Below are 27000 nucleotides of genomic sequence, written 5' to 3'. Positions count from 1 at the left end.
CTTACTGTTTATAGTGTTTGGCCAGTGCCACGCACCAGGCCTCGCCGCGAGCCCCCTGCGGCGAAAGGATCAGCGAGCGTCCGCCCGCTTGGGGGCTTATGGTAATGGTCAGGTCAGGCTTTGGCAAAACGCCCGCACCCTTTTGTGGCCACTCGAACAGGCACAGCGGGTCGCCCTCGAAATAGTCACGAATCCCCATGAACTCCAGCTCCTCCGGATCGACCAGGCGATACAGGTCGAAGTGGAATGCTCGGACCTCACCGATCTCGTAGGGTTCGACCACGGTGAAGGTCGGGCTTTTCACTGCACCCGTATGGCCCAGGCCGCGGATCAGCCCACGGGAAAGCGTAGTCTTGCCAGCCCCCAGGTCGCCTTCCAGGAAGATCACGCCGCGACCACCGGTCACCTCGGCCATTTTTGCACCGAAGTCGACCGTAGCCGCTTCATCGGCCAGAAACAGGGTTATGCCAGACACGCAGAATGCTCCTCCAACAACGCTCGAATGACCGGCGCCAGATCACTGGCCGCCAGGCCTCTACCTTTTACACCCAGCCGCTCGCCCGCACAGGCGTGCAGCCACACCCCCAGCCCGGCAGCCTGCCAGGCATCCAGCCCCTGGGCCAGCAACGCCGCCAGCACACCGGTCAGCACATCGCCAAAGCCAGCACCGGCCATGGCCGGGTGGCCACGCTCGCACAGCATCAACTGCCCGGCAGGGTCGGCCACCAGGGTACCGGCCCCTTTAAGCACGCACACGCTGTTATACCGGCGCGCCAGCTTGCGCGCAGCACCCGGGCGGTCGGCCTGCACCGCCTCGGTGGAAATGCCCAGCAACCGCGCTGCCTCGCCCGGGTGCGGGGTGAGGATGCTGCCACTGGGCAGGGCCAGCGGGGTACGCGCCAGCAAATTCAGGGCATCGGCGTCCCACACTTGCGGCCGCTCGGCATTGGCCACCGCCGACAGCAAGCTGCGGCCCCATGCCGCCTGCCCCAACCCCGGGCCGACCACCAGCACCGAGGCTCGCTCCAGCACACCCATCAACTGATTGGCCGAACTGACGCCCAGGCACATTATCTCGGGCAAGCGCGCCAGGCTGGCCGGGACATGTTCGGGCCGGGTTGCCACGCTGACCAGCCCGGCACCGCAACGCAGCGCGGCTTCGGCGCTGAGCAGCACGGCGCCGCCGGTGCCAAGGTCACCGCCGACCACCAGCGCATGGCCAAAGTCGCCTTTATGGGCATGCGCATGCCGGGCCGGCAGGTGCGCGACGGTCACGCTGCTGAGCAGTTGAGGGGCATGGCTGGGGTGTTTGGTCTGCGGCATGGGGTCAAAGGCTCCAATGTCTGGCAGAATTATACGCACCTGAACCCGTATTGCCTGCCCATCCATGTCCGTCTGTACGCCTGACCTCGCCCAACTGGCCCAATCGATCAAGATTTGGGGCCAAGAACTCGGTTTTGCCCACGTTGGCATCGCCGGGGTCGACCTTGGCGAACACGAACATCACCTGCAACGCTGGCTGGATGCCGGCTACCAGGGTGAAATGGACTACCTGGGCGCGCATGGCAGCAAGCGCTCGCACCCCGATCAGCTGATCCCCGGTACCGTGCGCGTGGTGTCGCTGCGCATGGACTACCTGTCCGGCGACACGCAGATGGCACAGCGCCTGGCACAGCCTGAAAAAGCCTACATCTCGCGCTACGCGCTGGGCCGGGACTATCACAAACTGGTGCGCAAGCGCGTGCAGTTCCTGGCCGACCGCATCCAGGAGGCTATCGGCCCGTTCGGTTACCGCGCCTTCGTCGACAGCGCCCCGGTGCTGGAAAAGGCCCTGGCCGAACAGGCCGGCCTGGGCTGGATCGGCAAGAATACCCTGCTGCTCAACCGCAAGGCGGGCAGCTACTTCTTCCTCGCAGAGCTGTTTGTCGACCTGCCAATACCGGTGGACGAAGCCACCACCAGCGAACACTGCGGCCGCTGCCAGGCCTGCCTGGACATCTGCCCGACCCAGGCCTTCGTCGGGCCCTATGTACTGGATGCGCGGCGCTGCATTTCATACCTGACCATCGAACTGAGGGGCGCGATCCCTGTCGAGCTGCGCGCGAAGATGGGCAACCGGGTGTTCGGTTGCGACGACTGCCAGATCGTCTGCCCGTGGAACCGCTTTGCCAAGCACAGCCAGGAGCAGGACTTCCAGCCACGGCATGGGCTGGAAAATGCCGAACTGGCGGACATGTTCCTGTGGGATGAGCGGACGTTCCTGCGCAAGACCGAGGGTGGGCCGTTGCGGCGGGCGGGGTATGAGCGATTCTTGCGCAACCTGGCGGTGGGGCTGGGCAATGCGCCGTCCACAATTCCTGTGATCGAGGCGCTGAAGGCCCGGCGAGAGGATGCATCGGAGCTGGTGCGCGAACATGTGGAGTGGGCGCTGGCCCAACACAACGCTCAATAGCAGCCAGCGCGCTCTCACAGGGTCCGCGCCGCGCCGACAATTCCCTTATTGCTGGTCGTTGTAGTGGAACTTGGGCATTTCCCAGTGAAAACGGATTGCCAGCAACCGCAGCAGGAACCCGCCAAACAAGGTCAGCAGCATCGCCTGCTCTGCCGGCACCTTGAAATACACACACCCCAGGTAGAACCACGCAGCCGCGAACGACACGCTGGCATAGAGCTCGCGCCGGAACACCAGCGGAATGTCGTTACAGAAGATATCCCGCAAGATCCCGCCAAATACTCCGGTGATCACCCCGCTGATCGACGCCACCAGCATGCCCTGCCCCATCTCCAGCGCGGTCATGCAGCCAATCAAGGTAAAGGCCACCAGCCCCAGGGCATCGAGCACCAGAAACAGCGAGCGCAGGCGGCGCATCATCGGCGCAATGAAGATGGTCAGCAGCGCCGCGAAGCTGGTCAGCACCAGGTATTCCGGGTGTTTCACCCAGGTCAGCGGGTAATGCCCGAGCAGCACGTCGCGCACCGAGCCGCCACCCAGGGCGGTGACGCAGGCGATCAGCACCACGCCGAACCAGTCCATGCCGCGGCGCCCGGCAGACAGCGCGCCAGTCATGGCTTCGGCAGTGATGGCGATGAGGTAGAGCATCAACAACATGGTGCGGGTCCGTGCGAGAAAGGCGCGCAGTCTAACCAGTTGCTTGAAGCACCAAAAGGGGTCGCAGATACAATATCTGCGCCGTTTCAGCTCACACCTTGATGAAGTGCTCGCGGTAGTGGCGCAGCTCGGCGATCGATTCGCGAATGTCGTCGAGCGCCAGATGGGTATTGCCCTTCTTGAAGCTGTCACGCACATTCGGCGCCCAGCGCGCGGCCAGCTCCTTCAGGGTGGAGACATCCAGGTTGCGGTAGTGGAAGTAGTTTTCCAGGTTGCGCATGTGGCGATACAGGAAGCGGCGGTCCTGGCAGATGCTATTGCCGCAGATGGGCGACTTGCCCTTTGGCACCCACTGTTCGAGGAAGGCGATGGTCTGCGCCTCGGCTTCAGCCATACTGACCTTGCTCTCGCGCACGCGCTGGGTCAGGCCCGAAGCACCGTGGGTGCGGGTGTTCCATTCGTCCATACGCGCCAGCACTTCGTCACTGTGATGGATAGCGATCACCGGCCCTTCGGCCAGGGTGTTCAGCTCACTGTCGGTGACGATGGTGGCCATCTCGATGATGACGTCGCTGTCCGGATCCAGGCCAGTCATTTCCAGGTCGATCCAGATCAGGTTCTGTGGGTTTTGCATGCAGGGGCTCCTCGTATAGGCCGTCATAGTAGCCTAGTGGCCAGGGCGCGCCCATTCACTACACAAAGGTAAGCGGAAAAGTCCAACGCCTGGCGTGCTAAACTGCCTGCCGTTTTCAATGCCCCTCACCGGGCCTCTCTCACGGTACCTTCATGGCCAAACGCCAGCTCAATCGCCGCCAGAACTGGCGGATCGAAAAAATCCAGGGCGAGCGCGCCGCTCGCGCCGCCAAACGCGAGCAGCACGTGCTGCAAGAACTGGAAGGCGGCGATTTGGGGCCTGAGCAACTGGGCCTGGTGATCGCGCACTTCGGTGTGCAGGTAGAGGTGGAAGCCCAGGACGGCGAATCCGCAGGCCAGGTGTTCCGCTGTCACCTGCGCGCCAACCTGCCAGCACTGGTCACCGGCGACCGCGTGGTATGGCGTGCGGGCAACCAGGGCATTGGCGTGATCGTGGCGCAGATGCCGCGCAGTACCGAGCTGTGCCGGCCGAACAATCACGGGCAGCTGAAGCCTGTGGCAGCCAACGTCGACCTGATCGTGATCGTGTTCGCCCCGGCCCCGGAGCCGCACCCGAACCTGATCGACCGCTACCTGGTCGCTGCCGAGCACGCGGGGCTGCGCCCGCTGCTACTGCTGAACAAGGCCGACCTGATCAACGACGAGAACGGCCCTGGCCTGCATGCGTTGCTGGAGGTTTACCGCGAACTGGGCTACCCGCTACTGGAAGTGTCGGCCCACCACGGTGACGGCATGCAGCGCCTGCAACAGCAGCTCGACGGCCACATCAGCGTATTCGTCGGCCAGTCGGGCGTGGGCAAGTCGTCGCTGGTCAACAGCCTGCTCCCAGACGCCGGCACCCGAGTCGGCGACCTGTCGGAATGGTCTGGCCAGGGCACCCACACCACTACCACGGCGCGGCTGTACCACTTCCCCAACGGCGGCGACCTGATCGACTCGCCGGGCATCCGCGAGTTCGGCCTTGGCCATGTCAGCCGCGACGATGTGGAAGATGGCTTCATCGAGTTCCGCGACCTGTTCGGCACCTGCCGCTTCCGCGACTGCAAGCATGACCGCGAACCGGGCTGTGCGCTGCTCAAGGCGCTGGACGAAGGGCGCATCAAGCCGCAGCGCATGAACAGCTACCGCTCGATCATCGCCAGCCTGACGGAAGACAGCTACTGACCTGTCCGCTCCCACAGGCTCTGCCCCAGGCTCAAGGGCTACGCGAATCCTGTGGGAGCGGGCGCGCCCGCTCCCACAAGTTACGCGCTGGCTTCAGCTACAACGCAATCCTTTAGGGATTACTGCTCCTTGGCGTCATCCATCTTCAGCGTGCCATCTTCAAAGATGTTCAGCTTCTGGCGCAGCTCACGCGGCTGCATCGGCGCTTGTTCGGTATCCCCCGGTGCAGCCGGCGCCGCAGCCCCTGGCGCAGCACCACTGGCGGGTGGTGCAGCAGGATCGGGGGCCGGCGCTTCCGGCGCACCCTGCTCACCCTCGATATTGCGCTGTGCCTTCTTGGTCAGCACGATGATGTCGATGCGGCGGTTGACCGGGTTGAACGGGTCCTTGCGGTCGAACAGCGACGACGAAGCGTAGCCCACCACCCGCGCCACCTGCCCGTCCGGGTAACCACCGGCCACCAGCGCACGGCGTGCGGCGTTGGCGCGGTTGGCCGACAGCTCCCAGTTGCCGAACTCGCCAGTGCCGGCATACGGCTTGGCATCGGTGTGACCACTGATGCTGATCTTGTTCGGCACCGCCTTGATGGTGTCGGCCATGGCCAGCAGGATATCTTCGAAGTACGGCTGCAGACGCGCGCTGCCGATGTCGAACATCGGCCGGTTCTCGGCATCCATGATCTGGATGCGCAGGCCATCCTGGGTGATCTCGAACAGGATCTGGTCCTTGAACTTCTGCAGTTGCGGGTTCTCTTCCACCTTGTTCTGCAGCTCTTGCAGCAGCAACTCCAGACGCTCACGCTCGACCTGCTCGGCCATGGTCTCGACCTGGTCTTTGTTCAGCTGGGTCGTGGTCTCGGGCACCGGCTCGGATTTGGCTTCCGGGTTGATGGTTTTTTCCGGTGCCAGCTCAGGCGAACCACCCAGGTCGATGACATAAGGCGTGCCGCTTTCCGAAAAGCCGATCGGGTCCTTGAAGTAGCCGGCGATGGCGATCTTCTGCTCCGGCGTGGCCGTGGACATCAACCACAGCACAAGGAAGAACGCCATCATTGCCGTAGCAAAGTCGGCAAAGGCGATTTTCCAGGCGCCACCGTGGTGGCCGCCGCCAAAGCGCTTGACGCGCTTGACGATGATGGGCTGATTGTTCTCCATGACTCAGCGACCGCGAACCGCTTGTTCCAGCTCGGAGAAGCTTGGGCGGTGCTTGGGGTAAAGCACCTTGCGCCCGAACTCGACCGCCAGCGAAGGTGGCATGCCCGAGGCCGACGCAACCAGGGAAGCCTTGATCGACTCGTAAAGGTTCAGCTCTTCCTTGGCATCGTGCTCCAGGCACTTGGCCAACGGGCCAAAGAAGCCGTACGCCGCCAGAATACCGAAGAAGGTACCGACCAGTGCCGCACCTACGTGCATGCCGATGGCTGCCTGGTCACCCTCGCCCAGCGAGGCCATGGTCACCACGATACCCAGTACCGCCGCAACGATACCGAAACCGGGCATGCCGTCTGCGATGCCGGTCACCGCATGGGAGGGGTGCTCCAGCTCTTCCTTCATGCTCAGCAGTTCCATGTCGAACAGGCCTTCAAGCTCGTGCGGAGCCATGTTGCCGGTGGACATGATGCGCAGGTAATCACAGACAAACGCTGTCATGCGCTCATCGGCCAGCACCGTCGGGTACTTGGCGAAGATCGGGCTGGCTGCTGCGTCCTCAATGTCGGCCTCGATGGCCATCATGCCTTCGCGACGGCTCTTGTTGAGGATCTCGTACACCAGGCCCAGCACCTCCAGGTAGTAGGCGTGGGTGAAGCGCGAGCCGAACATCTTCATCGACTTCTTGATGACGTGCATGGTCATGTGGCCAGGGTTAGCCTGCAGGAATGCACCAAAGGCCGCACCGCCGATGATCAGTACTTCGAACGGCTGGATCAGCGCCGCGATCTTGCCGTGGGAGAGCACGTACCCGCCGAGCACGCTCGCGAATACGACGATGATGCCGATAATTTTAGCCATAGGTTCAAAGCACTTGCTGTCGTGGTCAGGGGAAGAGACGGGAGCTTTAAAACTCTTCTTCTACTTATCGGCAGAACTGCGCCAGACTATAGCCACTCAATGCGAAAAGCCAGTTCGGACTGATGTCAAAATGCCAATTGAAACCAAGGTGCCCGCTCAGGCCCCACGTACGCTAGAGGCCTGGGTAAAGCTGCTAGAGAGTGTTCGCATCCCCGTGCCGAAGCACAGCTACGACCGGGTCATGGCCGCCATCAACGATAGCCGCCGCTCGCTGCGTGATATCGCCGAACTGATGCAGGATAGCCCGGCACTGGTGCTGTCGGTGATGCGCGAAGCCAATCACCCCACCAATGCCAGCCAGGCCGAACCCGCCGAAAGCCTGGAAGTGGCCCTTAATCGCCTGGGCCTGGCGCGCATCGAACAACTGCTCAAGCGCCTGCCCTCGGTGCCTGCGGAAGAAATCCCGCCCGTATTCAGCCAGTTCCAGCTGATCAGCCAGCACGCCTCGCAACAGGCCAGCGGCCTGTTCGCCAGCCGCCTGGCACGGCTGTGGCAGGAGATTCACTGGGGCAGCCTGCTGTTTCTGTCACCCCTCTGGCCACTGGCGTTGGCCTACCCCAAACTGCTAGACACCTGGGAGCTACGGGTTATCCACAAGGGCGAAGACGCCGCCCATGTCGAGGAAGAGCTGTTTGGCGTGCGGATCATGGCGCTGTGCCAGACCATGGCGGAGTACTGGCGCCTGCCGCAGTGGGTGACTCAGGGCTACCGCCTGTTGCTGGAAGAGCGCGAGCAGCTGGCTCAGGTGCTGAGTATCGCCCGCGACGAAGACCTGCTCAGCCAACAACACCGCCTGGACGCCGAGCCTGGCCTGCGCCGCTGGTTCAACCAACCGGCCAACACCGTGCTGCTGGCCAACAACCTGGCCCTGGCCGCACAAGTTGGCTGGGACAACCCGCACCTGCTGCGCTGGCAGTTGCTGACCGCGCTGTACCTGCAAACCTCGCTGGAAGATGTGCAGCAGCAAGTGCACCAACAGGCCGCCGCCAGTGCCCGCCGCCACGCCCGGCACGCGTTGTTCCACCCGGCGGAGGCGTTGATCTGGCCCTGGCACCAGCGCCGCCCGCACCCGGACATGCTCGCCCCCCCACCCCCCAGCAGCGACGACCTGGCGCGCTGGCGCAAGCTGTGCCAGCACCTGCTGGCCCAGCCTAGCCCGTTCACCAACACCGTGCACCTGGCCACCCAGGCCCTCGAAGCCCTGCAGGCCTGCGGCATGCAACGCATCCTGCTACTGAGCCTGGACAAAGCCAGCGACTACCTGCGCGTGCAGCAACTTGCTGGCCTGCCCAAGGAGGCTGGCGCCCTGACCCTCCAAGTGTCGCAGAACAAACTGCTGCAAAAGCTGTTGGCCCAGGCAGGGCAATTGCGCATCACCCCGGAAAACCACACCCAGTTCTCGGCACTGTTACCCGCCCCGCTGCGGGCGCTGTTCCGCAGCGAGCATGTGCTGCTACGCTCGCTGGCGGTGAACGACCAGGTGCTGATGCTGATGGTGGCCGACCAAGGCTGCCGGCCTTTGGCCGACATCAGCGTGCAGGCCTTCGGCAAGACCGCGCAATGTACCGAGCGGGCGCTGTCGGTGTTTGCCAACCGCAAGGGCTGAGCCTTGCGCTACAATCGCCCCTCTTTCCACACTGGAGACCGTGGATGACTGACTTTTCCGGCCTGCCCCTGGTGATCGAAGCCGCGGACCTGCTGCCACGCCTGGATTCGCCCCAGCTGATCCTGGTCGATCTGAGCAGCGCCAACCGCTATGTCAGCGGGCATATCCCCGGTGCACGCTTTGTCGAAGGCAAGCGTACCCAGCTTGGCCAGCCTCCTGCACCCGGCCTGCTGCCTACGCTGGGTGACCTGGAAAAACTGTTCAGCGAACTCGGCCACCGCAACGACGCCGTGTATGTGGTGTATGACGATGAAGGCGGCGGCTGGGCCGGGCGTTTCATCTGGCTGCTCGACGTGATCGGCCATAAGCATTACCACTATCTCAATGGCGGCATCCAGGCCTGGCCAGCAGACAAGCTGACCACCGAAGTGCCCGCCAGCGGCAACCATCCGGTGCATCTGCGTATCGACAACGCGCCCACCGCCACCCGCGAGTACCTGCAAAGCCGCCTGGGCGCCGATGACCTGGTCATCTGGGACGCGCGCGGCCCGCAGGAATTCAACGGCGAGAAAGTGCTGGCAGCCAAGGGTGGCCATATCCCCGGCGCGATCAACTTCGAGTGGACCGCAGGCATGGATCTGAACGACCACCTGCGCATTCGCAAGGACATCAAAGCAGTCCTCGAGCAACTGGGCATCACCCCTGACAAGGAAGTGATCACCCACTGCCAGACCCATCGCCGCTCCGGTTTCACTTATCTGGTGGCCAAGGCCCTCGGCTACCCACGCGTCAAGGCCTATGCCGGCTCGTGGAGCGAATGGGGCAACCACCCGGACACGCCTGTAGAAGTTTAAGGAACCTGCATGAAATCCCGTCTGTTCATCATCAGCCAGTACCTGCTGCCGCACCACCTGCTGTCGCGGTTGGCCGGCTGCGTTGCCGAGTGCCGCGCGCGCTGGTTCAAAAACGCCTTTACCGCCTGGTTCGCCAAGCGCTACCAGGTGAACATGTCCGAGGCCCTGGTCGAGGACTTGAGCGCCTACGAGCACTTCAATGCATTCTTCACCCGCGCCCTGAAGCCAGGTGCCCGCCCACTGGACGAAACCCCGGGCGCAATCCTGTGCCCCGCCGACGGCGCCGTCAGCCAGCTCGGCCCGATCGAGCACGGTCGCATCTTCCAGGCCAAGGGCCACGGTTTCAGCGCGCAAGAGCTGCTGGGCGGCGATCCGGCCATGGCCGCGCCGTTCATGGGCGGCGAGTTCGCCACCATCTACCTGTCGCCCAAGGATTACCACCGCGTGCACATGCCGCTGGCCGGTACCCTGCGCGAAATGGTCTACGTGCCGGGCCGCCTGTTCTCGGTCAACCAGACCACCGCAGAGAACGTTCCCGAGCTGTTCGCCCGCAACGAGCGCGTGGTCTGCCTGTTCGACACCGAACGCGGGCCGATGGCCGTGGTGTTGGTGGGTGCAATGATCGTGGCCTCGATCGAGACCGTGTGGGCCGGGCTGGTGACGCCGCCCAAGCGTGAGCTGAAGACTTTCCGTTACGACGAAGCCAGTCGTGCGCCGATCCACCTGGAGAAAGGTGCCGAGCTGGGCCGCTTCAAGCTGGGCTCGACCGCCATCGTGCTGTTCGGGCCAGAGCAGGTGAAATGGGCTGAAAATCTGGGCGCTGGTTCCGCAGTGCGCATGGGGCAGCTGTTGGCAGAGCCTGCACAGGCTTGATTCAGCCGCATGAAAAAGGCCCTGCATGAGCAGGGCCTTTTTTTGGGGGCTTTGCAGCCCCAGACACCCAGGTCAACCGCGGGCTTCGCGGTCGCGCAGGCCCAGCAGGTACAGCACACCATCCAGCCCCAGGGTGGAAATGGCCTGCTTGGCCGACTGGCGCACCAGCGGCTTGGCGCGGAACGCCACGCCCAACCCGGCCAGCGACAGCATCGGCAGGTCGTTGGCACCGTCACCCACGGCAATGGTCTGCTCCAGCTGCAAACCTTCTTCACTGGCCAGCTTCTGCAACAGCTCGGCCTTGCGCTGGGCATCGACGATCGGCTCGACCGCCACGCCGGTCACCTTGCCGTCGACCACTTCCAGCTCGTTCGCAAATACGTAGTCGATACCCAGACGCGCCTGCACCTGGCGGGCAAAGTAGGTAAAGCCGCCCGACAGGATCGCCGTCTTGTAACCCAGGCGCTTGAGTTCGGCGAACAGGTTTTCGGCGCCCTCGGTCAGGCGCAGCGAAGCCCCGATTTCGTCCAGCACGCCCACATCCAGGCCCTTGAGCAGCGCCATGCGCTCCTTGAAGCTGGCGCGGAAGTCCAGCTCGCCGCGCATGGCACGCTCGGTGATGGCCGCCACCTGCTCACCCACGCCGGCCGCCTTAGCCAATTCATCGATGACTTCGGCCTCGATCAGTGTGGAGTCCATGTCGAACACCGCCAGACGGCGGTTGCGACGGAACAGGTCGTCCTTCTGGAAGGCGATGTCGACGCTCAGCGCTTCAGCCAGGGCGAAGAAGTCAGCCCGCAGGGCCTGGGCGTCGCTCGGCACGCCGCGCACGGAAATCTCGATGGCCGCCTTGCCCTTTTTGGTTTCGGCGTCCAGCGCTACCCGGGCCGACAGGCGTTCGATGCGCTCGATGGTCAGGCCGTATTGGCTGATCACCGCACTCACACGCTGCAATTGCTCGGGGGTGATCTTGCGGCTGAGCAGGGTCACGATGTGGCGCGCTTCACCCTGGCCGTCGGCCCAGTGCTGGTAGTCCGCCTCGGAAATCGGCGTGTAGCGGGCCTGCAAGTTCAGCTCGTGAGCCTTGGCCTGCACGCTTTGCAGCAGCGCGGTAGCCACTTCGTTGTCCGGGATATCGACCAGAATGCCGAACGACAAGGTGCCGTGCATGACCGCCAGGCCGATGTCGAGGATGCTCACACCGCCCTGCAGCAGGACGCCGGTGATAGCCGCAGTGAGACCGGGACGGTCCTCACCGGTGATGTTGATCAGGACGATTTCGCGCACAACCTGGCTCCGACTTCGATGAAAAATGCGCATTCTACCGATTTTCCGTGACCATCGGGCGCCAACGATACTTTGCCGACAAAACCCGGGTCGCTATACTCCCCCCACTTTCATGCCATTAAGAGCCGAGCTCAGTGAACCGGCCCACGCCCGTCAAACCAGACAACTTCTTCCTGATGATCTATCGTGCCCTGAGTCAACGTCGCGTGCCGCTGGCACTGCGCATCGCCTGCACCAACATCTTCCTGGTGGCGCTGGCGCTGGTGATCTATGCCTGCGTCATGGGCCTGCAGTTCAAGCAGGCCATGCATCAGCAGGCCGACGCCTTGGGCCAGAGCCTGACCACCCAGACGGCCACGTCGGCAACCGAGCTGCTGGTGTCAAACGACATCCTCAGCCTCAACGTGCTGCTGGGTAACCTGGTGAAAAACCCGCTGGTGGCCCATGCGGCAATCTACAGTGTGGACAACCGCATCCTCGCCGAAGCCGGCCAGCGCCCGCGCAACAGCCTGCTGGGTGAGGCCGAGGGCTTGTACCAGACCAAGATCACCTTCCAGGACGTCACTGCCGGGCAACTGCGCATAAGCCTGGACATGAGCCAGTTCCAGCAGCCGATGCTGATCAGCCTGCAGAGCATGGGTATCCTGGCCGCCATCCTGCTGGTACTCGCGTTGACCCTGAGCCTGCGCCAGGGCCGTTTCATTACCCTGCCGCTGCTGCAGTTACGGGTATGGCTGCGCGACCCGCAACCCTACACCCCGGCCACCAACCGCCAGGACGAGATCGGCGATATCGCCCGCCAGCTGCATGCGCGCCTGGCCCCGCCGCCGCCGCCAGAGCCCGAGCTGGAGGAAGAGGACGACGCGCAATACGACGACCTGCACGAGCCTTCACCGGCCCCCAAGGCCGCACCACGCGCCAGGGTTGCCGCGGTAGAAGACGAGGACGACGACGCCTTCGCCGGCCTGCTGGACGACGACAGTGCACCCAAGGCCGCTGCCGTGGTCGGGTCTGACGAACCGCAGTACAGCGCCGTCCTTGCCGTGCAACTGGGCTCGCAGGAGCAGTTGCGCCGTTTGCCACGCACACGCCTCACCGAGCTGACCGAACGCTACCGCGATTGCCTGGAGCACGCGGCTTCGCTCTACGACGGTGAAACCCACACGCTGAACGATGGCAGCACCCTGGTGCTGTTCCACAGCCGCGAGTGCGGCGAAGACTACCTGACCAATGCCATCTGCTGCGGCGAGCTGTTGCGCGCCCTGGGCCACGCCCTGCAGATTGAAGTGGCCGACAGCGGCATCACCCTGCAGCTACAGCTGGGCCTGGCCTTGGGCAACGACCTGCAAGGGTTGGAGATGGTGGACCTGCTGATGGCCGAAAAGGCCCAGGATGCCCTGGCACTGTCGCAACACAGCCGCAACCTGTTGCTGGTAGAGCGGCAGATCAGCGATGACGCGCTGATTCGCCAGCGTGCGCGTATTCGCCCGATTGCCAGCCCTGAGGGTGCCTGCTGCGTGGAGCGTTTGATGGAGCCTTATCCGTCGATGCTGGAGCGGCAGTTGGCGCGGATGCACGAGCGCAGGGCCTGATAGCGTCTCCCACAAAGTCCGCGTCAACCTTGCAGACATGAAAAAGCCCGCAAACATGCGGGCTTTTTTGTGGCTGGCGGCTTGATCAGAACCGATACACTTCCATATCGGTACGAATCGGCGAAGCCATCGGGATCTTGGACTTCTCCGGCGCCTTCTTCACTTGCACCGGCGCTGCGGGCTTTTTAGGCGACTCTTCGGCAATTGCCGGCTGGTTGGCCAGTGGCTTCACCGCCGTGCTCAGCTGTTCAGCCAGCTTCTGCAGCAGTTGGCCCTGGGCCTGCACCTGCGACGACTCGCTCCCCTCGTGCGGCTGCTCAAGGTGAACGATGCGGTTGTCACGCACATGGCCACGGCGGTCCAACAGGCGCCACTGAGCATCAAGGATTGCCGGCTGGTTTTTGCCCGAGTCCAGGCGGGTGATCGACAACAGCACTTGTACATCCGGGCTGAAACCAGCGGTTGCCGGGGCCAGCACCACGCGCTGGCTGTCCAGGCGCCAGGCAAGCTGACGCACCAGCAGCTGGTCGATATCCGACGAAAGGCTGCCCGCCCAGCGACCGTCGGTCGCCGCGCTCAGGCTGCCATCGGCCTGACGTTGCAGGAACGTCTCGCGCTGCAGGTAATCGGCCACCGATACCGGGCCGAGTACCACGGCCATGCCTGCACTTTGCGAAGGCTGGCCAGGATCACCACTGTCGAGCTGGTACAGGGCAACCGGCTGATGCATGGTGCACCCGCCAAGGCCCAGCAGGCCAGTCATCAACAGCGCAAATGGAAGGCGCAGAAATTTCATCATCCCATCCAGGCGGTCGCCTACAGGCAGACCGCAGTGATACATAGAGATTCAAACGGGCACACGACTACGTCGGCACCGCAAGGGCCATATCATCCGCGAAATAATCGTCCGACTCCAGCATTTCTGCCCGGAACGGCGCTGAAATTGCCGTTCCAGACATTTCTACCGGTTAAGCCGGTACTTCCACCTGCAACCCATCGACGCGCTGGAAGCCGCGCGGCAGCTTGCTGCCCCGCCGTCCGCGCTCGCCCTTGTAATGCTCCAGGTCGTCCGCTTTCAGAGATAGGGTACGCTTGCCGGCTTGCAATACAAGGGTTGCACCTTCGGGGATCACGGCCAGATCGGTGACAAATTCTTCACGGCTGGCCACCCGGTCGCCTGGCACGCCAATGATCTTGTTGCCCTTGCCTTTACCCAGCTGTGGCAAGTCACTGACCTTGAATACCAACAACCGGCCCTCGGTGGTGACTGCCGCCAGCCAGTCCTGCTCGCGGTCGGCCACCGGGCGCGGGGTCATGACCTTGGCGCCGTTGGGCAGGCTGAGCAGGCCCTTGCCGGCCTTGTTCTTGGCCTGCAGGTCTTCGCCCTTGACCACAAAGCCGTAACCGGCATCCGATGCCACCACATACAGTGCATCGTCATCCGGCAGCAGCACGCATTCGAAGGTCGCACCCGGTGGCGGCGTCAGGCGGCCCGTCAACGGCTCGCCCTGGCCACGCGCCGATGGCAGGCTGTGAGCGGCCAGCGAGTAGCTGCGGCCGGTGGAGTCGATGAGCACGGCAAACTGGTTGGAACGCCCGGCCGCAGCGGCCTTGAAGCCGTCGCCGGCCTTGTAGGAAAGGCCTGTAGCGTCGATATCGTGGCCTTTGGCACAACGCACCCAGCCCTTCTCCGACAGCACCACGGTAACCGGCTCGGTCGGCATCAGTTCGTTTTCCGACAGCGCCTTGGCTTCGGCGCGCTCGACAATCGGCGAGCGGCGGTCGTCGCCGTAGGTTTCGGCATCCTTGATCAGTTCGCTACGCACCAGCTTGCGCAGTTTGGCCTCGCTACCCAGCAAGGCCTGCAGCTTGGCTTGCTCCTTCAGCAACTCGTCCTGCTCGCCGCGGATCTTCATCTCTTCAAGGCGTGCCAGCTGCCGCAGGCGGGTCTCGAGGATGTAGTCAGCCTGAATCTCGGTGAGCTCGAAGCGTTCGATCAGCGCCTGCTTGGGGTGCTCCTCGGTACGGATGATATGGATCACTTCATCCAGGTTGAGGAACGCGGTGAGCAAACCGTCCAACAGGTGCAGACGCTTCTCGACCTTGTCCAGGCGGTGCTGCAAGCGGCGGCGAACCGTGTTGGTACGGAACTCCAGCCACTCCACCAGGATGGCACGCAGGTTCTTCAACTGCGGCCGACCGTCGAGGCCGATGATGTTCACGTTCACCCGGTAGCTGCTTTCCAGGTCGGTGGTGGCGAACAGGTGCTGCATCAGTTCGTCGGCATCCACGCGGTTGGAACGCGGGATGATGACGATGCGGCACGGGTTTTCGTGGTCCGACTCGTCACGCAGGTCGGCGACCATCGGCAGCTTCTTGGCCTGCATCTGCGCGGCGATCTGCTCCAGCACCTTGGCCCCGGAAACCTGATGCGGCAGCGCGGTGACGACGATATCGCCATCTTCGACGCGGTACACGGCACGCATGCGGATCGAGCCACGGCCGCTCTCGTACATTTTGAGGATTTCCGCCCGAGGCGTGACAATCTCGGCCTCTGTCGGGTAGTCCGGCCCCTGGATGTGCTCGCACAGCTGCTCGATGGTGGCCTTTGGCTCGTCGAGCAGGCGCACACAGGCGCTGGCCACTTCACGCAGGTTGTGCGGCGGTACGTCGGTGGCCATGCCCACGGCGATACCGGTGGTGCCGTTGAGCAGGATGTTGGGCAGGCGCGCGGGCAGCACGGCCGGCTCCTGCAGGGTGCCGTCAAAGTTCGGCACCCAGTCGACGGTGCCCTGGCCGACTTCGCTCAGCAGCACTTCGGCGTAGCGCGACAAGCGCGCCTCGGTGTAACGCATGGCGGCGAACGACTTCGGATCGTCCGGCGCACCCCAGTTGCCCTGGCCGTCGACCAGGGTGTAGCGGTAGCTGAACGGCTGCGCCATCAGCACCATGGCCTCGTAGCAGGCCGAGTCGCCGTGGGGGTGGAACTTACCGAGCACGTCACCGACGGTACGCGCCGATTTCTTGTGCTTGGCATCGGCATCGAGCCCCAACTCGCTCATGGCGTAGACGATGCGTCGCTGCACCGGCTTCAAGCCGTCGCCGATGTGCGGCAAGGCGCGGTCCATGATCACGTACATGGAATAGTTGAGGTAGGCCTGTTCGGTGAAGTCAGCCAGCGAGCGGCGTTCTACGCCGTCCAGGCTGAGTTCCAGTGAGTCGCTCATGCGGGCCTCGTCATTTCAGGTTCTGGCGCAGCAGCATGGTGCCGCCGCGCTGGGTAAATTCAAGTTGTTTCAGGGCACTCATGCCCAGCAATACGGTTGGCCCGTCTAGGCCTGGCACCACGATTGCGCGTACGCCCTGCAGGCGGATGTCCCCCAGTTGCAGGCTGGCCAGGCGTGTGCGGTAGCCCTCGGTGCGCCCGTTGGCGGTGCTGAGCAGTACCGGGCTGCCCCGCTCCAGGTTCAGGTCCCGAGCCAATGCCTCGGGGATGGCCACGTCGGTAGCGCCGGTGTCGAGCATGAAATGCACCACCTGGCCATTGATGGCACCATCCACCACGAAATGGCCCTGGCCATTGCTCAGCAGCCCCACCTCGATAAAGCCTTCGCCATGCTCGGACTGCACCTGGGTGTTGGGGTTACGCTGGCTGTCTTCCCACTGGCCGAAAAAACGCGTGGCAAGAAACAGTGCCGCCGCCCAGGCGACGACCATCAGCACCCTGCCCGCGCGCTTGCCCGGCGTCTGGCTCATGGTTTGGCGCTCCAGCCACCTTCCGGCGCGTCGAAGCGCCAGACGATCGGGCGTGTTTCACCATCGGCGCGGGCGCCGTTGTTGTTGTCCAGGCCAATCCAGGCGCCCTTGGCATCGATGACAAGCGCTTCGGCCAGGCCGAACGGTTGCGCGTATCGGCGCGACTCCACCAGGGCATCTGCTGCAAACGACCAGCAACGCTCGACCTTGCCGCTGTCGACATCACGCCGGCACACCCGGTAGGCGTTGCGTTCGAGCGTGAACAGCTTGCCCTCGAACCAGGCAAGGTCGGAAAAATCACGCGAAAGCGCTCGGGCATCGGGCATTTGCGCAGGCTGCATCTCGACCCCGGCCTCGCTCAACAGCACACAGCTGCGCCCGCAAGTCCACACCGATTGCTGCCGCTCGATGGCTACCAGGCCACGCCGTTCGCGCTCGGCGGCCAGCCACAGGCGGTCGCCCGCCGGGTTGATCGCCAGGCCTTCGAACAGTGCATTGAAGTTCAGCAGCATGCCGCTGGCGCGGGCCTGGCGAACCATGGCCGGGTCGATTTTCAACCAGTCCGGTTCGCCGTCCACGGGCAACTGCAACACGGCGGCATGGGCCTCACTGGCCAGGTAGAGGTTACCCGCCTGATCACAGGTGATGCCCTCGAAGTCCAGCTCGCCTCCGCGAATGTAAGACGCCGCCCAGTTGCGCGACTTCAGGCCCCAAGGCAGGCCGCTTTCCGGTGGCGATGGCGGGGTGAAGGTCAGCGGTTGCGCACGCCAGGTCGGGTTTTGCTGGTCGAAGCGGTAGATACGGTCGTCGTCGCGATCGGACACGCCCCACAGCCCGCCCCGGCACTCCACCAGGCCCGAAAGGTTGCCACCGCGCATGCCGTCGATCGGGTGTTCGGCACTGAGCTTCAGCTCGGGCCAGTTGCCCGCCAGGCTTGGCAGGGCAACCAGCGCAAGGCAAACGGCAAGAAACTGCCGAATCAAACCATGACCTCGGCCAGGTTGCCTTTGGTTTCCAGCCAGCTCTTGCGGTCGCCGGCGCGCTTCTTGGCCAGCAGCTTGTCCATCAGCTCGCAGGTGGCCTGCACGTCATCCAGGGTCAGCTGCACCAGGCGCCGGGTGTTCGGGTCCATGGTGGTTTCGCGCAGCTGTGGCGGGTTCATCTCGCCCAGGCCCTTGAAGCGGGTGACCTGCGGCTTGCCGCGCTTCTTCTCGGCCACCAGGCGGTCGAGGATGCCGTCACGCTCGGCTTCGTCGAGGGCGTAGTAGATTTCCTTGCCCAGATCGATGCGGTACAGCGGCGGCATGGCCACATACACGTGCCCGGCCTCGACCAACGCCCGGAAGTGCTGAACGAACAGCGCGCACAGCAGCGTGGCAATGTGCAGGCCGTCAGAGTCGGCGTCGGCGAGGATGCAGATTTTACCGTAGCGCAGCTGCGCAAGGTCGGTGGCACCGGGGTCAACGCCAATGGCCACGGCAATGTTGTGTACTTCCTGGCTGGCCAGGACTTCGCCACCGTCCACTTCCCAGGTGTTGAGGATCTTGCCGCGCAGCGGCAGGATCGCCTGGAACTCCTTGTCCCGCGCCTGCTTGGCCGAGCCACCGGCCGAGTCACCCTCGACCAGGAACAGCTCTGCACGCATCGGGTCCTGGCCCGCACAATCGGCCAGCTTGCCGGGCAATGCCGGGCCCTGAGTGATGCGCTTGCGTTCTACCTTCTTGCTGGCCTTGAGGCGGCGTCCGGCATTGCTGATGGCCAGCTCGGCCAGCTGCATGCCCAGCTCGGGGTGGGCGTTGAGCCACAGGCTGAAGGCGTCCTTGACCACGCCGGAAACGAACGCTGCCGCTTCACGCGAAGACAGGCGCTCTTTGGTCTGCCCGGAGAACTGCGGGTCCTGCATCTTCATCGACAGCACGAAGGTGATGCGTTCCCAGACGTCCTCCGGTGCCAGCTTCACCCCGCGCGGCAGCAGGTTGCGGAACTCGCAGAACTCGCGCATGGCATCCAGCAGCCCTTGGCGCAGGCCGTTGACGTGGGTACCGCCCTGGGCGGTCGGAATCAGGTTGACATAGCTTTCCTGGATGCTGTCGCCGCCCTCTGGCAGCCACAGCAGTGCCCAGTCAACGGCTTCCTTGTTACCGGCAAGGCTGCCGCAGAACGGCTCGTCGGGCAGGCGCTGGAACGCGTTGACCGAATCGACCAGGTAAGAGCGCAAACCGTCTTCATAGTGCCACTCGACCTTTTCACCGCTGGCCTTGTCCTCGAAGCTGACCAGCAGGCCCGGGCACAGCACGGCCTTGGCCTTGAGCACATGCTTGAGGCGGCTGATGGAGAACTTGGGCGAGTCGAAGTACTTCGGGTCGGGGCTGAAGTAGACGCTGGTGCCGGTGTTGCGCTTGCCGACCGAACCGACCACTTCCAGCTCGCTGGCCTTGAAGCCATCGGCAAAGGTCATCTGGTATTCGTTGCCGTCGCGCTTGACGCGCACACGCACCTGGGTCGACAGGGCGTTGACCACCGAAATACCCACACCGTGCAAACCACCGGAGAACTGGTAGTTCTTGTTGGAGAACTTGCCGCCGGCGTGCAGCTTGGTGAGGATCAGCTCAACCCCGGACACACCCTCTTCCGGGTGGATGTCCACGGGCATGCCGCGGCCATCGTCGCTGACTTCAAGCGAGTGGTCCGCATGCAGGATGACCTGCACCGAACGGGCGTGGCCAGCCAGGGCTTCGTCGACGCTGTTGTCGATGACTTCCTGGGCCAGGTGGTTGGGGCGGCTGGTATCGGTGTACATGCCCGGCCGCTTGCGGACCGGGTCAAGGCCCGAGAGGACTTCGATGGCGTCTGCGTTATAGGCGCTAGCGCTGGGATTGGCCATAGGGTCTCTTCGTCAGTCTGGTGAGTGCAAAAAAGTCAAAATACAGAAAAATCGAGCGCCGCATACTGCCCGCGGGCAATGCCGGCGAAGGCCAGCAGTGCCGGCAGGTGCTGGGCGAAGCCCTGGAAGCTGTGGTCGCCACCGGCCTGGATGCGCAGGGCACATGCACGGTAATAGTGTTCGGCGTGGCGATAGTCCAGGGTTTCATCGGCGGTCTGCAGCCACACTTGATAGCGGCTGGCATCGACCGGGGCCGGTACTTCCAGCTCGGCCAGGGCCTTCACGTGATCGTGGGTCAGCTCCCAGGTTTCACCACTGTAATGATTGCGCTGGGTGCCCAGGTAACCGTCGAAATGCTTGTGCGGGGTTACCGCCGGGTTGACCAGCAGCGCTTTCAGGCCATAGCGCTCGGCCAGATGGGTGGCATAGTAGCCGCCGAGCGAGCTGCCCACCAGTAATGGCGCACCGAGTTCTGCGATAGCCGCTTCGAGCTGGGCGATGGCCTGGCGCGGGTGGTGGTGCAAGGCAGGCACGCGTAGCTGGGCCGACAGCCCCAGGTGCTGCATCACGGCTTCGAGCTGGCGCGCCTTGGTGGAAAGCGGCGAGCTGTTGAAGCCATGGATATAAAGGATGGAACCCGACATGCTGCCCCCGGAAACTGTGGCGTTGCGCCTGATGATGCGGGCGCAGGGACGCGCAGTGTAGCGCGTTCGCCGGGTTTTGACGCAGTACAACGGGCATCGCAATAATTTCTTCAAATTGCCAGTATCAGCTCCTGTGCAATCCCTGTGGGAACAGCCCTGAATTCCTCTAATAACCTGGGCTATCGAAGTCGAGTTTCACCTCAAAGTCCGTTGCCCGCTCAACCCCGGTCTCCAGCCGCCCATCGGCATGCAGGCGCAACCAGCGGTAACCTGGGTGTTCCTCGCTCACCTGGAAATCCTCACTGCGCGCCGCGAACTGAATGCAGGTCGACGGCGTGGCCAGCAGGCGCCGGCCATCGCGTACTTCATCCCATTCCTGATGCACATGCCCCCACAGCAACGCCCGCACCTGTGGATAAGCCTCGACGATATCGAACAGTGCCTGGGCGTTGCACAAGCCGATCGGCGCGATCCAGGCGCAGCCGATGTCCACCGGCTGATGGTGGAAGCACACCAGGCAATACCGCTCACCTGCGCCTTCCAAGGCGGCTTTCAGCACCGCCAGCTGGTCATCTTCAAGAAACCCGTGGTTTGCACCGCGCACGGCGGTGTTAAGCATGACCACGCGCCACGCGCCAATATCGGTCACCGCCTGCACAAGCTCCGGTGCCACTTCGGCCATGACCCGGGCTTCGTCATGGTTGCCCGGCAACCAGCGGGTGGGCACGGCAAATGGCGTGGTCAGCTCACGAAACGCTTCATAAGAGGCAACACTGGCATCCTGGGACAGGTCCCCCGTGCACAGCAGCAAGTCGACAAGCGGTTGCTCACGCTGCACCTGGGCCACCACATGGCGCAGGCTGTCACGGGTTTTAAGGCCCAACATGCTGCCGGCAGGATCGGCGAAAAGGTGAGCGTCGGTCAGTTGCACCACATGCACAGGGCGCATCAGGTCTGGCCGCATGTCAGCGAACACTTGCCAGTTCGTGACCGCAAGCCAGGCAATGGCTCAGCCATTCACCGAGGAACAGGTTGAGCTGGGCCTTTTCGTCCGGTTGATGCATGGCCTCGTTCGGGTACGGATAGATGCTGCGCAGGCGCCGCGTGTGTTCGGCACTGACCACTTCGGCCATGCGCGCATCGTGATAAACCTGCACCTCAAGATGCGGTACCGGCAACCACGGCAGGCTGTGTTCCTGGCGTACATGCAGGGTGGTGGTGTACGGGCAGGCCAGCACCACGTCGAGCACCAGCACACCGAGCATCTGGTCACCCTGCGTCATGCCGATACGGCGCGAGCTCTGGGTGGTGCGCATGTCGGGCAACAGGCGCATCAGCCGGGCGTAGTTGGCCTCGCAGGCTGCCTGCAGCCCGACCAGATCGACTCGATAGCGCTCGCGCAGCAGGTTCACTTCCACATACCTCGTACTTCGTCGCGGTTCAGCGCCAGCCATTGCAGGCCGATGATGGTCGCCGCGTTGCAGATACGCCCGTCGCGCACAGCCTGCAAGGCGTCCTCGAACGACCACACGCGCACGCGAATGTCTTCGCCCTCTTGTTCCAGGCCATGAAGGCCGCCCGCACCCTCGCTGCTGCACCGGCCAAGGAACAGATGAACGTATTCGTCACTGCCACCAGGCGACGGAAAGTAGCGGGTCATCGGCCACAGTGCACTGAACGTCAGGCCTGCTTCTTCTTCGGCTTCGCGGTGGGCAACTTCCTCGGGTTGTTCGTCCTTGTCGATCAGCCCGGCGACCATCTCGATCAGCCAGGGGTTATCGATCTTGCCCATGGCGCCCACGCGAAACTGCTCGATCAGCACCACTTCATCACGCAACGGGTCGTAAGGCAGTACACACACTGCATCGTGGCGCACGAACAGTTCGCGGCTGATCTCGCGGCCCATGCCTCCGGCAAACAGTTCGTGGCGCAGGTGCACCTTGTCGAGCTTGTAGAAGCCCTGGAAACAGTTGGCCCGCTTGACGATCTCGACCGCCTTGGGCACCGAATTCAATGTGTCTGACATGGAAATCCTCGTTGCTACATCAACCGCCTGGTTACTGCATCGCGCCATCCTACTCTGCACGCCTGCCGGTTTCATCCCTTTCCGCCAACCGCTGGCGCACTCGGGACAGCAGGTCTTCACTCTGTTAGCTTAGTGGCGAACTGAAGGCCGCGCAGACGGTCAAAGGCCGACTTTTCCCTGTTCTGCAAGGATCATCATGACACTTGTCAAACTGACATCCGTGGCCGTGCTGGCACTCGCTCTGGGCGCCTGCCAGAGCCTGTTCACGCCCAACTACCGGACCCCGCTCGAGGTCAAGCGCGACGCCTGGGAGCACGTGAAACCCGGCTGCAGCGAAAGCGACTGCCCGCTGGTGAACATCGACATGGTCCACTTCCCGGCCTTGCCAAAGCTGGACGCCATCGTCGAAAAACGCCTGCTGCAACTGACCGAAGACAATCAGCATGGCACCGCGCCGAGCACCCTGCAGGCCTACGAGCAGCAATACCTGGCCAGCGCCGACAAACGTAACAGCAGCTACCTGCAAGCCAAAGTACGCGAGCAGCATGACGGGCTGGTGATCATCGAATTGTCCAGTTACCTGGACAGCGGTGGCGCCCACGGCATGCCGGGGCGCGGTTTCATCAACTATTCGCGCAAGCTGGACAAGGTACTGACCCTGCAGGACATGCTGGTGCCCGGCCAGGAAGACACCTTCTGGAAAACCGTCGAAGAGTCGCACCGGGCCTGGCTGATGAGCGTGGGCATGGACAAGGACGCCGAGTTCGTCAAAACCTGGCCGTTCAAGAAATCGCCGCACATCGCCCTGACGTACGGCGCAGTCGTGGTCAAGTATGAGGTCTACGCCATCGCGCCCTATTCCATGGGCCACGTAGAGCTGAAGATCCCTTACCCGCGCCTGAATGGCGTGCTCAAGCCTGAACTGTTTCCCGGCCGCGGCTGAGGCTCAACAGCCCGTGCAGTAGCCCTGCCAGCACCAGTGCCGGCAGGGTCGCCCCGAAGTCCGGCGCTTGTGTAGCGATGACATGGTAAGCCGCCACACCCACCACCCAGGCCAGCAGCGCCTGCCAGTGCAAACCACCCACCTGGGCCGGCAGACGACGGCGACGCACCACGTAGTGGTCCATCAGCACCACGCCGAACAGCGGCGCGAACACCGAGCCGATCAGTAGCAGGAAGTTTTCGTACTGGGCCAGCGGCGCCAGCAAAGCGATCAGGGTGCACAGCACACCAATGGCCAAGGCCAGGTGCTCGACCTTCACCGGCACCAGCACACCCGTGGACACGGCCGCCGAATGAATGTCGGCAAAGGCCTTTTCCGACTCGTCCAGCAAAATCAGCAACAGCGGAATACCCATACCGGCGGCCGCCAGGGCCAGCAGCAGGGCATTGACCTCGCCATTGGCAGCGAAGGCCAGGGTGTAAGCCACGCCCAGGCTCATCAGCCAGGTGTTGCCGATGAAGTAGCCCACTACCGTACCGCCAAATACATGCTTGCCGTTGCGGGCGAAGCGCGAGTAGTCGGCGATCAGCGGAAGCCACGAAAGGGGCATGGCAATGACGATGTCGAAGCCCACCGCCAGCGACATCGAGCCGTCCCCGGCGCGGTTCCACAGATCAGCCAGGTCAGCTTTGGCGAACAGGTTCCAGGTCAGCCAGACGCAAGCACCCAGCAGCAACCAGATACCCCAGGCGCGCAGTACCTTGCGCACGAAGGCCAGTGGCCCGCTCACTGCCAGCAAGGTGGCCAGGGCACCGAAGCACAGGGTCCACAGCATCGGGCTGTTCCAGGCACTGTCTTCGCCGAAGGCGCGCGCGCCCAGCAGGCTGGCGGCATCGCGCATGACAATGATCTCGAACGCGCCCCAGCCGACCAGTTGCAGCAGGTTGAGCAGCGCCGGCAGGCGCGCGCCGTGGCTGCCCAGGCTGAGTTTCAGGGTACCCATAGCCGACAGGCCGGTGTCGCTGCCGATCACACCGGCAGCCCCCAGCAACAGTACGCCCACGCCGGTGCCCAGTGCGATGGCCAGCACGGCGCCCGCCAGGCCCAGACCGGGGGCCAGCATGGCGCCGACCTGCAGCACCATCAGGCCGATGCCGAGAGAGAACCAGAGCGAGAACAGGTCGCGGGCACCGAAGATGCGCTGGTGGGTAGGGACCGGGTGGTCGGGGGAAAACTGGCTGGGGGTGGTCATTGTTATGTTCGCCAAAAGAATTAGGGGTTGCACACAGCACCCTGTGGGAGCGGGCGTGCCTGCGAAGCAAGCACCGCGGTGCCTGGCAAGGGCTTCGCCCTTGTTCGCAGGCACGCCCGCTCCCACAGGGTAAGGCGCTGCGACTTAGACTTTGTGGTACAGCTGGCTGCCTTCCTGGCGGAACCGCTCGGCCTGCTCGCGCATGCCTTCTTCGACCGACACGTCCACGGTCTCGATCTTGGCGGCGTATTCACGCACTTCCTGGGTGATCTTCATCGAGCAGAACTTCGGCCCGCACATCGAGCAGAAGTGCGCGACCTTGGCCGATTCCTTCGGCAGGGTCTCGTCGTGGAAGGCACGGGCAGTGTCCGGGTCCAGGCCGAGGTTGAACTGGTCTTCCCAGCGGAACTCGAAACGCGCCTTGGACAGGGCGTTGTCGCGAATCTGCGCGCCCGGGTGGCCCTTGGCAAGGTCGGCCGCGTGCGCGGCGATCTTGTAGGTGATGATGCCGGTTTTCACGTCGTCCTTGTTCGGCAGGCCCAGGTGCTCCTTGGGCGTGACGTAGCACAGCATGGCGCAACCGAACCAGCCGATCATCGCCGCACCAATGCCCGACGTGATGTGGTCGTAACCCGGGGCAATGTCGGTGGTCAGCGGGCCGAGGGTGTAGAACGGCGCCTCGTCGCAGCACTCCAGCTGCTTGTCCATGTTCTCCTTGATCAACTGCATCGGTACGTGGCCCGGGCCTTCGATCATGCACTGCACGTCGTGCTTCCAGGCGATCTTGGTCAGCTCGCCGAGGGTTTCCAGCTCACCGAACTGCGCGGCGTCGTTGGCATCGGCAATCGAGCCAGGGCGCAGGCCGTCGCCCAGCGAGAAGCTGACGTCGTAGGCCTTCATGATTTCGCAGATTTCGTCGAAGTGGGTGTACAGGAAGTTTTCCTTGTGGTGCGCCAGGCACCACTTGGCCATGATCGAGCCACCACGGCTGACGATGCCGGTAACACGTTTGGCGGTCAGCGGCACATAGCGCAGCAGCACGCCGGCGTGGATGGTGAAGTAGTCCACGCCCTGTTCAGCCTGCTCGATCAGGGTGTCGCGGAACAGCTCCCAGGTCAGGTCTTCGGCCACGCCGTTGACCTTCTCCAGCGCCTGGTAGATTGGCACGGTACCGATCGGCACCGGCGAGTTGCGGATGATCCACTCGCGGGTTTCGTGGATGTGCTTGCCGGTGGACAGGTCCATGACCGTGTCCGAACCCCAGCGGATGCCCCAGGTCAGCTTGGCCACTTCTTCCTCGATCGAGGACCCTAGTGCGCTGTTGCCGATGTTGCCGTTGATCTTCACCAGGAAGTTGCGGCCGATGATCATCGGCTCCACTTCCGGGTGGTTGATGTTGGCCGGGATGATCGCGCGGCCACGGGCGATTTCCTGGCGGACGAATTCGGGGGTGATTTCTTTCGGGATGTTGGCGCCGAAGCTGTGGCCGGCGTGCTGCTCCTTGAGCAGGCCAGCGGCGCGGGCCTCTTGCAGCTTCATGTTTTCGCGGATGGCCACGTATTCCATCTCGGCGGTGATGATGCCTTGGCGGGCATAGTGCATCTGCGAGACGTTGGCGCCGGCCTTGGCGCGGCGCGGGTTGCGCACGTGGGCAAAGCGCAGCTTGGCCAGTTCGGCATCGTTCAGGCGCTGCTGGCCGAAATCGGAGCTCAGGCCGTCCAGGCGCTCGGTGTCACCACGGGCGTCGATCCACGCCGAACGCACGTCGGCCAGGCCCTTGCGCACGTCGATGATCACGTTGGGGTCGGTGTACGGGCCAGAGGTGTCGTAGACCAGCACCGGGGCATTGGTTTCGCCACCGAAATCGGTCGGGGTGTCGTCCAGGCTGATTTCACGCATGGGCACGCGGATGTCCGGGCGCGAGCCTTCGACATACACCTTGCGCGAGCGCGGGAACGGTTGCACGGACTGCTGATCGACTTGTGCCGATTCGCTGAGGTTGATCGCTTTTTCTTGTTTGGTCATCACAGGCTCTCCAGACGGCTTCCTAGCAGTGGAATGTCGGGGTGAACCTGAATGGCGCGGACGCACCCATGATGGGTGCAGTGCCGGATATGGGGGTGCCTGAAGCTGCATGCAGCTGCGACATTCCCGGACCTGGCACAAGAGGCTCCCCGGGAAGGCGAGCAATCTTGTTCCCTACGCAGGCGCTAACCTGATCAGGTTCAACGGGATCCGCACCTCTGCGATCTCAGCCTTTGCTTCAAGGCACCCCGACAAGAACATG

25 protein-coding genes and 1 riboswitch are annotated in these 27000 nt (G+C 63.6%); of the genes, 7 read left to right on the top strand and 18 right to left on the bottom strand.

Annotated features, from left to right (window positions below):
- Position 1 precedes the first annotated feature (1 nt).
- Positions 2-466, bottom strand: coding sequence for a tRNA (adenosine(37)-N6)-threonylcarbamoyltransferase complex ATPase subunit type 1 TsaE (gene tsaE / locus ACF8MI_RS21060; RefSeq protein WP_373690385.1), 465 nt, complete (start codon positions 464-466; stop codon positions 2-4).
- Positions 463-1323: an NAD(P)H-hydrate dehydratase gene (locus tag ACF8MI_RS21055; RefSeq protein ID WP_060500370.1), complete on the bottom strand. Its 861-nt coding sequence runs from the start codon at positions 1321-1323 to the stop codon at positions 463-465. Before ACF8MI_RS21055 ends, tsaE begins: the two co-directional genes overlap by 4 nt.
- Positions 1324-1387: 64 nt before the next feature.
- Here ACF8MI_RS21055 and queG point away from each other — a divergent pair, with 64 nt between their 5' ends.
- Positions 1388-2452 (top strand): tRNA epoxyqueuosine(34) reductase QueG, encoded by a 1065-nt coding sequence (gene queG / locus ACF8MI_RS21050; RefSeq protein WP_060500368.1) that lies wholly within the window; start codon positions 1388-1390, stop codon positions 2450-2452.
- 45 nt (positions 2453-2497) lie between these two features.
- Here the strand turns inward: queG and ACF8MI_RS21045 are convergent, their stop codons facing one another.
- Both ACF8MI_RS21045 and orn read right to left on the bottom strand, forming a co-directional pair.
- Positions 2498-3109, bottom strand: a complete 612-nt coding sequence (locus ACF8MI_RS21045; protein ID WP_020193322.1) for a trimeric intracellular cation channel family protein — start codon at positions 3107-3109, stop codon at positions 2498-2500.
- Positions 3110-3200: 91 nt separating this feature from the next.
- Positions 3201-3743, bottom strand: coding sequence for an oligoribonuclease (gene orn / locus ACF8MI_RS21040; protein WP_016712326.1), 543 nt, complete (start codon positions 3741-3743; stop codon positions 3201-3203).
- Positions 3744-3895: 152 nt separating this feature from the next.
- On the opposite strand from orn, the gene rsgA reads away from it, so the two are divergent.
- Positions 3896-4927, top strand: a complete 1032-nt coding sequence (rsgA, locus tag ACF8MI_RS21035) for a small ribosomal subunit biogenesis GTPase RsgA (RefSeq protein ID WP_060500365.1) — start codon at positions 3896-3898, stop codon at positions 4925-4927.
- 119 nt (positions 4928-5046) lie between these two features.
- On the opposite strand, the gene motB is transcribed toward rsgA, so the two are convergent.
- Together motB and motA are read right to left on the bottom strand one after the other, a co-directional pair.
- Positions 5047-6081 carry a flagellar motor protein MotB gene (gene motB / locus ACF8MI_RS21030; protein ID WP_060500363.1) on the bottom strand — a complete coding sequence of 345 codons (1035 nt, stop codon included), beginning with the start codon at positions 6079-6081 and terminating at the stop codon, positions 5047-5049.
- A gap of 3 nt (positions 6082-6084) precedes the next feature.
- Positions 6085-6936 carry a flagellar motor stator protein MotA gene (gene motA / locus ACF8MI_RS21025; RefSeq protein WP_016712329.1) on the bottom strand — a complete coding sequence of 284 codons (852 nt, stop codon included), beginning with the start codon at positions 6934-6936 and terminating at the stop codon, positions 6085-6087.
- 130 nt (positions 6937-7066) lie between these two features.
- On the opposite strand from motA, the gene ACF8MI_RS21020 reads away from it, so the two are divergent.
- Genes ACF8MI_RS21020 through asd form a run of 3 tightly spaced genes read left to right on the top strand, consistent with a single transcriptional unit; the run spans position 7067 to position 10329 of the window.
- The gene (locus ACF8MI_RS21020; RefSeq protein ID WP_060500361.1) at positions 7067-8602 is read left to right on the top strand and encodes an HDOD domain-containing protein; all 1536 of its coding nucleotides are present in this window, start codon (positions 7067-7069) and stop codon (positions 8600-8602) included.
- Positions 8603-8646: 44 nt separating this feature from the next.
- On the top strand, positions 8647-9456 hold the full coding sequence (locus ACF8MI_RS21015; protein ID WP_060500359.1) for a rhodanese-like domain-containing protein: 810 nt from the start codon (positions 8647-8649) through the stop codon (positions 9454-9456).
- A 9-nt stretch (positions 9457-9465) separates the two neighbouring features.
- Positions 9466-10329, top strand: a complete 864-nt coding sequence (gene asd / locus ACF8MI_RS21010) for an archaetidylserine decarboxylase (RefSeq protein WP_016712332.1) — start codon at positions 9466-9468, stop codon at positions 10327-10329.
- 72 nt (positions 10330-10401) lie between these two features.
- Here asd and serB read toward each other — a convergent pair whose 3' ends face one another.
- Positions 10402-11616 carry a phosphoserine phosphatase SerB gene (serB, locus tag ACF8MI_RS21005; protein ID WP_060500357.1) on the bottom strand — a complete coding sequence of 405 codons (1215 nt, stop codon included), beginning with the start codon at positions 11614-11616 and terminating at the stop codon, positions 10402-10404.
- 134 nt (positions 11617-11750) lie between these two features.
- Between serB and ACF8MI_RS21000 the strand changes: the two genes are divergently transcribed.
- A complete protein-coding gene (locus ACF8MI_RS21000; RefSeq protein WP_164525138.1) occupies positions 11751-13208 on the top strand; it encodes an AhpA/YtjB family protein in 1458 nt (485 codons plus the stop codon).
- A gap of 85 nt (positions 13209-13293) precedes the next feature.
- Here ACF8MI_RS21000 and ACF8MI_RS20995 read toward each other — a convergent pair whose 3' ends face one another.
- From ACF8MI_RS20995 to ACF8MI_RS20955, 9 genes are all read right to left on the bottom strand, one after another.
- Positions 13294-14004, bottom strand: coding sequence for a membrane integrity-associated transporter subunit PqiC (locus ACF8MI_RS20995; RefSeq protein ID WP_060500352.1), 711 nt, complete (start codon positions 14002-14004; stop codon positions 13294-13296).
- A gap of 172 nt (positions 14005-14176) precedes the next feature.
- Positions 14177-16435 (bottom strand): DNA topoisomerase IV subunit A, encoded by a 2259-nt coding sequence (parC, locus tag ACF8MI_RS20990; protein ID WP_016712337.1) that lies wholly within the window; start codon positions 16433-16435, stop codon positions 14177-14179.
- A gap of 10 nt (positions 16436-16445) precedes the next feature.
- On the bottom strand, positions 16446-16964 hold the full coding sequence (locus ACF8MI_RS20985; protein ID WP_200928846.1) for a TIGR02281 family clan AA aspartic protease: 519 nt from the start codon (positions 16962-16964) through the stop codon (positions 16446-16448).
- Positions 16961-17947, bottom strand: a complete 987-nt coding sequence (locus ACF8MI_RS20980) for an esterase-like activity of phytase family protein (RefSeq protein ID WP_019097696.1) — start codon at positions 17945-17947, stop codon at positions 16961-16963. Before ACF8MI_RS20980 ends, ACF8MI_RS20985 begins: the two co-directional genes overlap by 4 nt.
- On the bottom strand, positions 17944-19848 hold the full coding sequence (gene parE / locus ACF8MI_RS20975) for a DNA topoisomerase IV subunit B (protein ID WP_104833857.1): 1905 nt from the start codon (positions 19846-19848) through the stop codon (positions 17944-17946). Before parE ends, ACF8MI_RS20980 begins: the two co-directional genes overlap by 4 nt.
- Positions 19849-19883: 35 nt before the next feature.
- Entirely contained in the window at positions 19884-20492 is a 609-nt protein-coding gene (locus tag ACF8MI_RS20970) for a YqiA/YcfP family alpha/beta fold hydrolase (protein ID WP_060500346.1), read from the bottom strand.
- A 166-nt stretch (positions 20493-20658) separates the two neighbouring features.
- Positions 20659-21456, bottom strand: a complete 798-nt coding sequence (cpdA, locus tag ACF8MI_RS20965) for a 3',5'-cyclic-AMP phosphodiesterase (protein ID WP_060500344.1) — start codon at positions 21454-21456, stop codon at positions 20659-20661.
- 1 nt (position 21457) lies between these two features.
- Positions 21458-21910: a DUF1249 domain-containing protein gene (locus ACF8MI_RS20960; protein WP_016501905.1), complete on the bottom strand. Its 453-nt coding sequence runs from the start codon at positions 21908-21910 to the stop codon at positions 21458-21460.
- A complete protein-coding gene (locus ACF8MI_RS20955) occupies positions 21901-22518 on the bottom strand; it encodes an NUDIX domain-containing protein (RefSeq protein ID WP_156867739.1) in 618 nt (205 codons plus the stop codon). Before ACF8MI_RS20955 ends, ACF8MI_RS20960 begins: the two co-directional genes overlap by 10 nt.
- Before the next feature lie 196 nt (positions 22519-22714).
- Between ACF8MI_RS20955 and ACF8MI_RS20950 the strand changes: the two genes are divergently transcribed.
- Complete coding sequence (locus ACF8MI_RS20950) at positions 22715-23461, top strand: RsiV family protein (RefSeq protein ID WP_060500340.1); 747 nt, start codon at positions 22715-22717, stop codon at positions 23459-23461.
- Here ACF8MI_RS20950 and cytX read toward each other — a convergent pair.
- Both cytX and thiC read right to left on the bottom strand, forming a co-directional pair.
- The gene (gene cytX / locus ACF8MI_RS20945) at positions 23430-24713 is read right to left on the bottom strand and encodes a putative hydroxymethylpyrimidine transporter CytX (RefSeq protein WP_104833855.1); all 1284 of its coding nucleotides are present in this window, start codon (positions 24711-24713) and stop codon (positions 23430-23432) included. The two genes, ACF8MI_RS20950 and cytX, sit on opposite strands and share 32 nt — an antisense overlap.
- Positions 24714-24857: 144 nt before the next feature.
- A complete protein-coding gene (gene thiC, locus ACF8MI_RS20940; RefSeq protein WP_060500337.1) occupies positions 24858-26738 on the bottom strand; it encodes a phosphomethylpyrimidine synthase ThiC in 1881 nt (626 codons plus the stop codon).
- Between the two features lie 154 nt (positions 26739-26892).
- A riboswitch (TPP riboswitch) is annotated at positions 26893-26999 on the bottom strand.
- Position 27000: the final 1 nt, after the last annotated feature.

This window comes from Pseudomonas sp. yb_9 (assembly GCF_043103635.1).
Classification (GTDB): Bacteria; Pseudomonadota; Gammaproteobacteria; order Pseudomonadales; family Pseudomonadaceae; genus Aquipseudomonas; species Aquipseudomonas monteilii.
This window is presented reverse-complemented; position numbering and strand designations above follow the sequence as displayed.

Excerpts from the sequence above, each read along its gene's own strand:
- ACF8MI_RS21055 (WP_060500370.1), bottom strand. The coding sequence starts at position 1,323 with ATGCCGCAGACCAAACACCCCAGCCATGCCCCTCAACTGCTCAGCAGC.
- queG (WP_060500368.1), top strand. The coding sequence starts at position 1,388 with ATGTCCGTCTGTACGCCTGACCTCGCCCAACTGGCCCAATCGATCAAG.
- ACF8MI_RS21045 (WP_020193322.1), bottom strand. The coding sequence starts at position 3,109 with ATGTTGTTGATGCTCTACCTCATCGCCATCACTGCCGAAGCCATGACT.
- orn (WP_016712326.1), bottom strand. The coding sequence starts at position 3,743 with ATGCAAAACCCACAGAACCTGATCTGGATCGACCTGGAAATGACTGGC.
- rsgA (WP_060500365.1), top strand. The coding sequence starts at position 3,896 with ATGGCCAAACGCCAGCTCAATCGCCGCCAGAACTGGCGGATCGAAAAA.
- motB (WP_060500363.1), bottom strand. The coding sequence starts at position 6,081 with ATGGAGAACAATCAGCCCATCATCGTCAAGCGCGTCAAGCGCTTTGGC.
- motA (WP_016712329.1), bottom strand. The coding sequence starts at position 6,936 with ATGGCTAAAATTATCGGCATCATCGTCGTATTCGCGAGCGTGCTCGGC.
- ACF8MI_RS21020 (WP_060500361.1), top strand. The coding sequence starts at position 7,067 with ATGCCAATTGAAACCAAGGTGCCCGCTCAGGCCCCACGTACGCTAGAG.
- ACF8MI_RS21015 (WP_060500359.1), top strand. The coding sequence starts at position 8,647 with ATGACTGACTTTTCCGGCCTGCCCCTGGTGATCGAAGCCGCGGACCTG.
- asd (WP_016712332.1), top strand. The coding sequence starts at position 9,466 with ATGAAATCCCGTCTGTTCATCATCAGCCAGTACCTGCTGCCGCACCAC.
- ACF8MI_RS20995 (WP_060500352.1), bottom strand. The coding sequence starts at position 14,004 with ATGAAATTTCTGCGCCTTCCATTTGCGCTGTTGATGACTGGCCTGCTG.
- parC (WP_016712337.1), bottom strand. The coding sequence starts at position 16,435 with ATGAGCGACTCACTGGAACTCAGCCTGGACGGCGTAGAACGCCGCTCG.
- ACF8MI_RS20985 (WP_200928846.1), bottom strand. The coding sequence starts at position 16,964 with ATGAGCCAGACGCCGGGCAAGCGCGCGGGCAGGGTGCTGATGGTCGTC.
- parE (WP_104833857.1), bottom strand. The coding sequence starts at position 19,848 with ATGGCCAATCCCAGCGCTAGCGCCTATAACGCAGACGCCATCGAAGTC.
- ACF8MI_RS20970 (WP_060500346.1), bottom strand. The coding sequence starts at position 20,492 with ATGTCGGGTTCCATCCTTTATATCCATGGCTTCAACAGCTCGCCGCTT.
- cpdA (WP_060500344.1), bottom strand. The coding sequence starts at position 21,456 with ATGCGGCCAGACCTGATGCGCCCTGTGCATGTGGTGCAACTGACCGAC.
- ACF8MI_RS20955 (WP_156867739.1), bottom strand. The coding sequence starts at position 22,518 with ATGTCAGACACATTGAATTCGGTGCCCAAGGCGGTCGAGATCGTCAAG.
- ACF8MI_RS20950 (WP_060500340.1), top strand. The coding sequence starts at position 22,715 with ATGACACTTGTCAAACTGACATCCGTGGCCGTGCTGGCACTCGCTCTG.
- cytX (WP_104833855.1), bottom strand. The coding sequence starts at position 24,713 with ATGACCACCCCCAGCCAGTTTTCCCCCGACCACCCGGTCCCTACCCAC.
- thiC (WP_060500337.1), bottom strand. The coding sequence starts at position 26,738 with ATGACCAAACAAGAAAAAGCGATCAACCTCAGCGAATCGGCACAAGTC.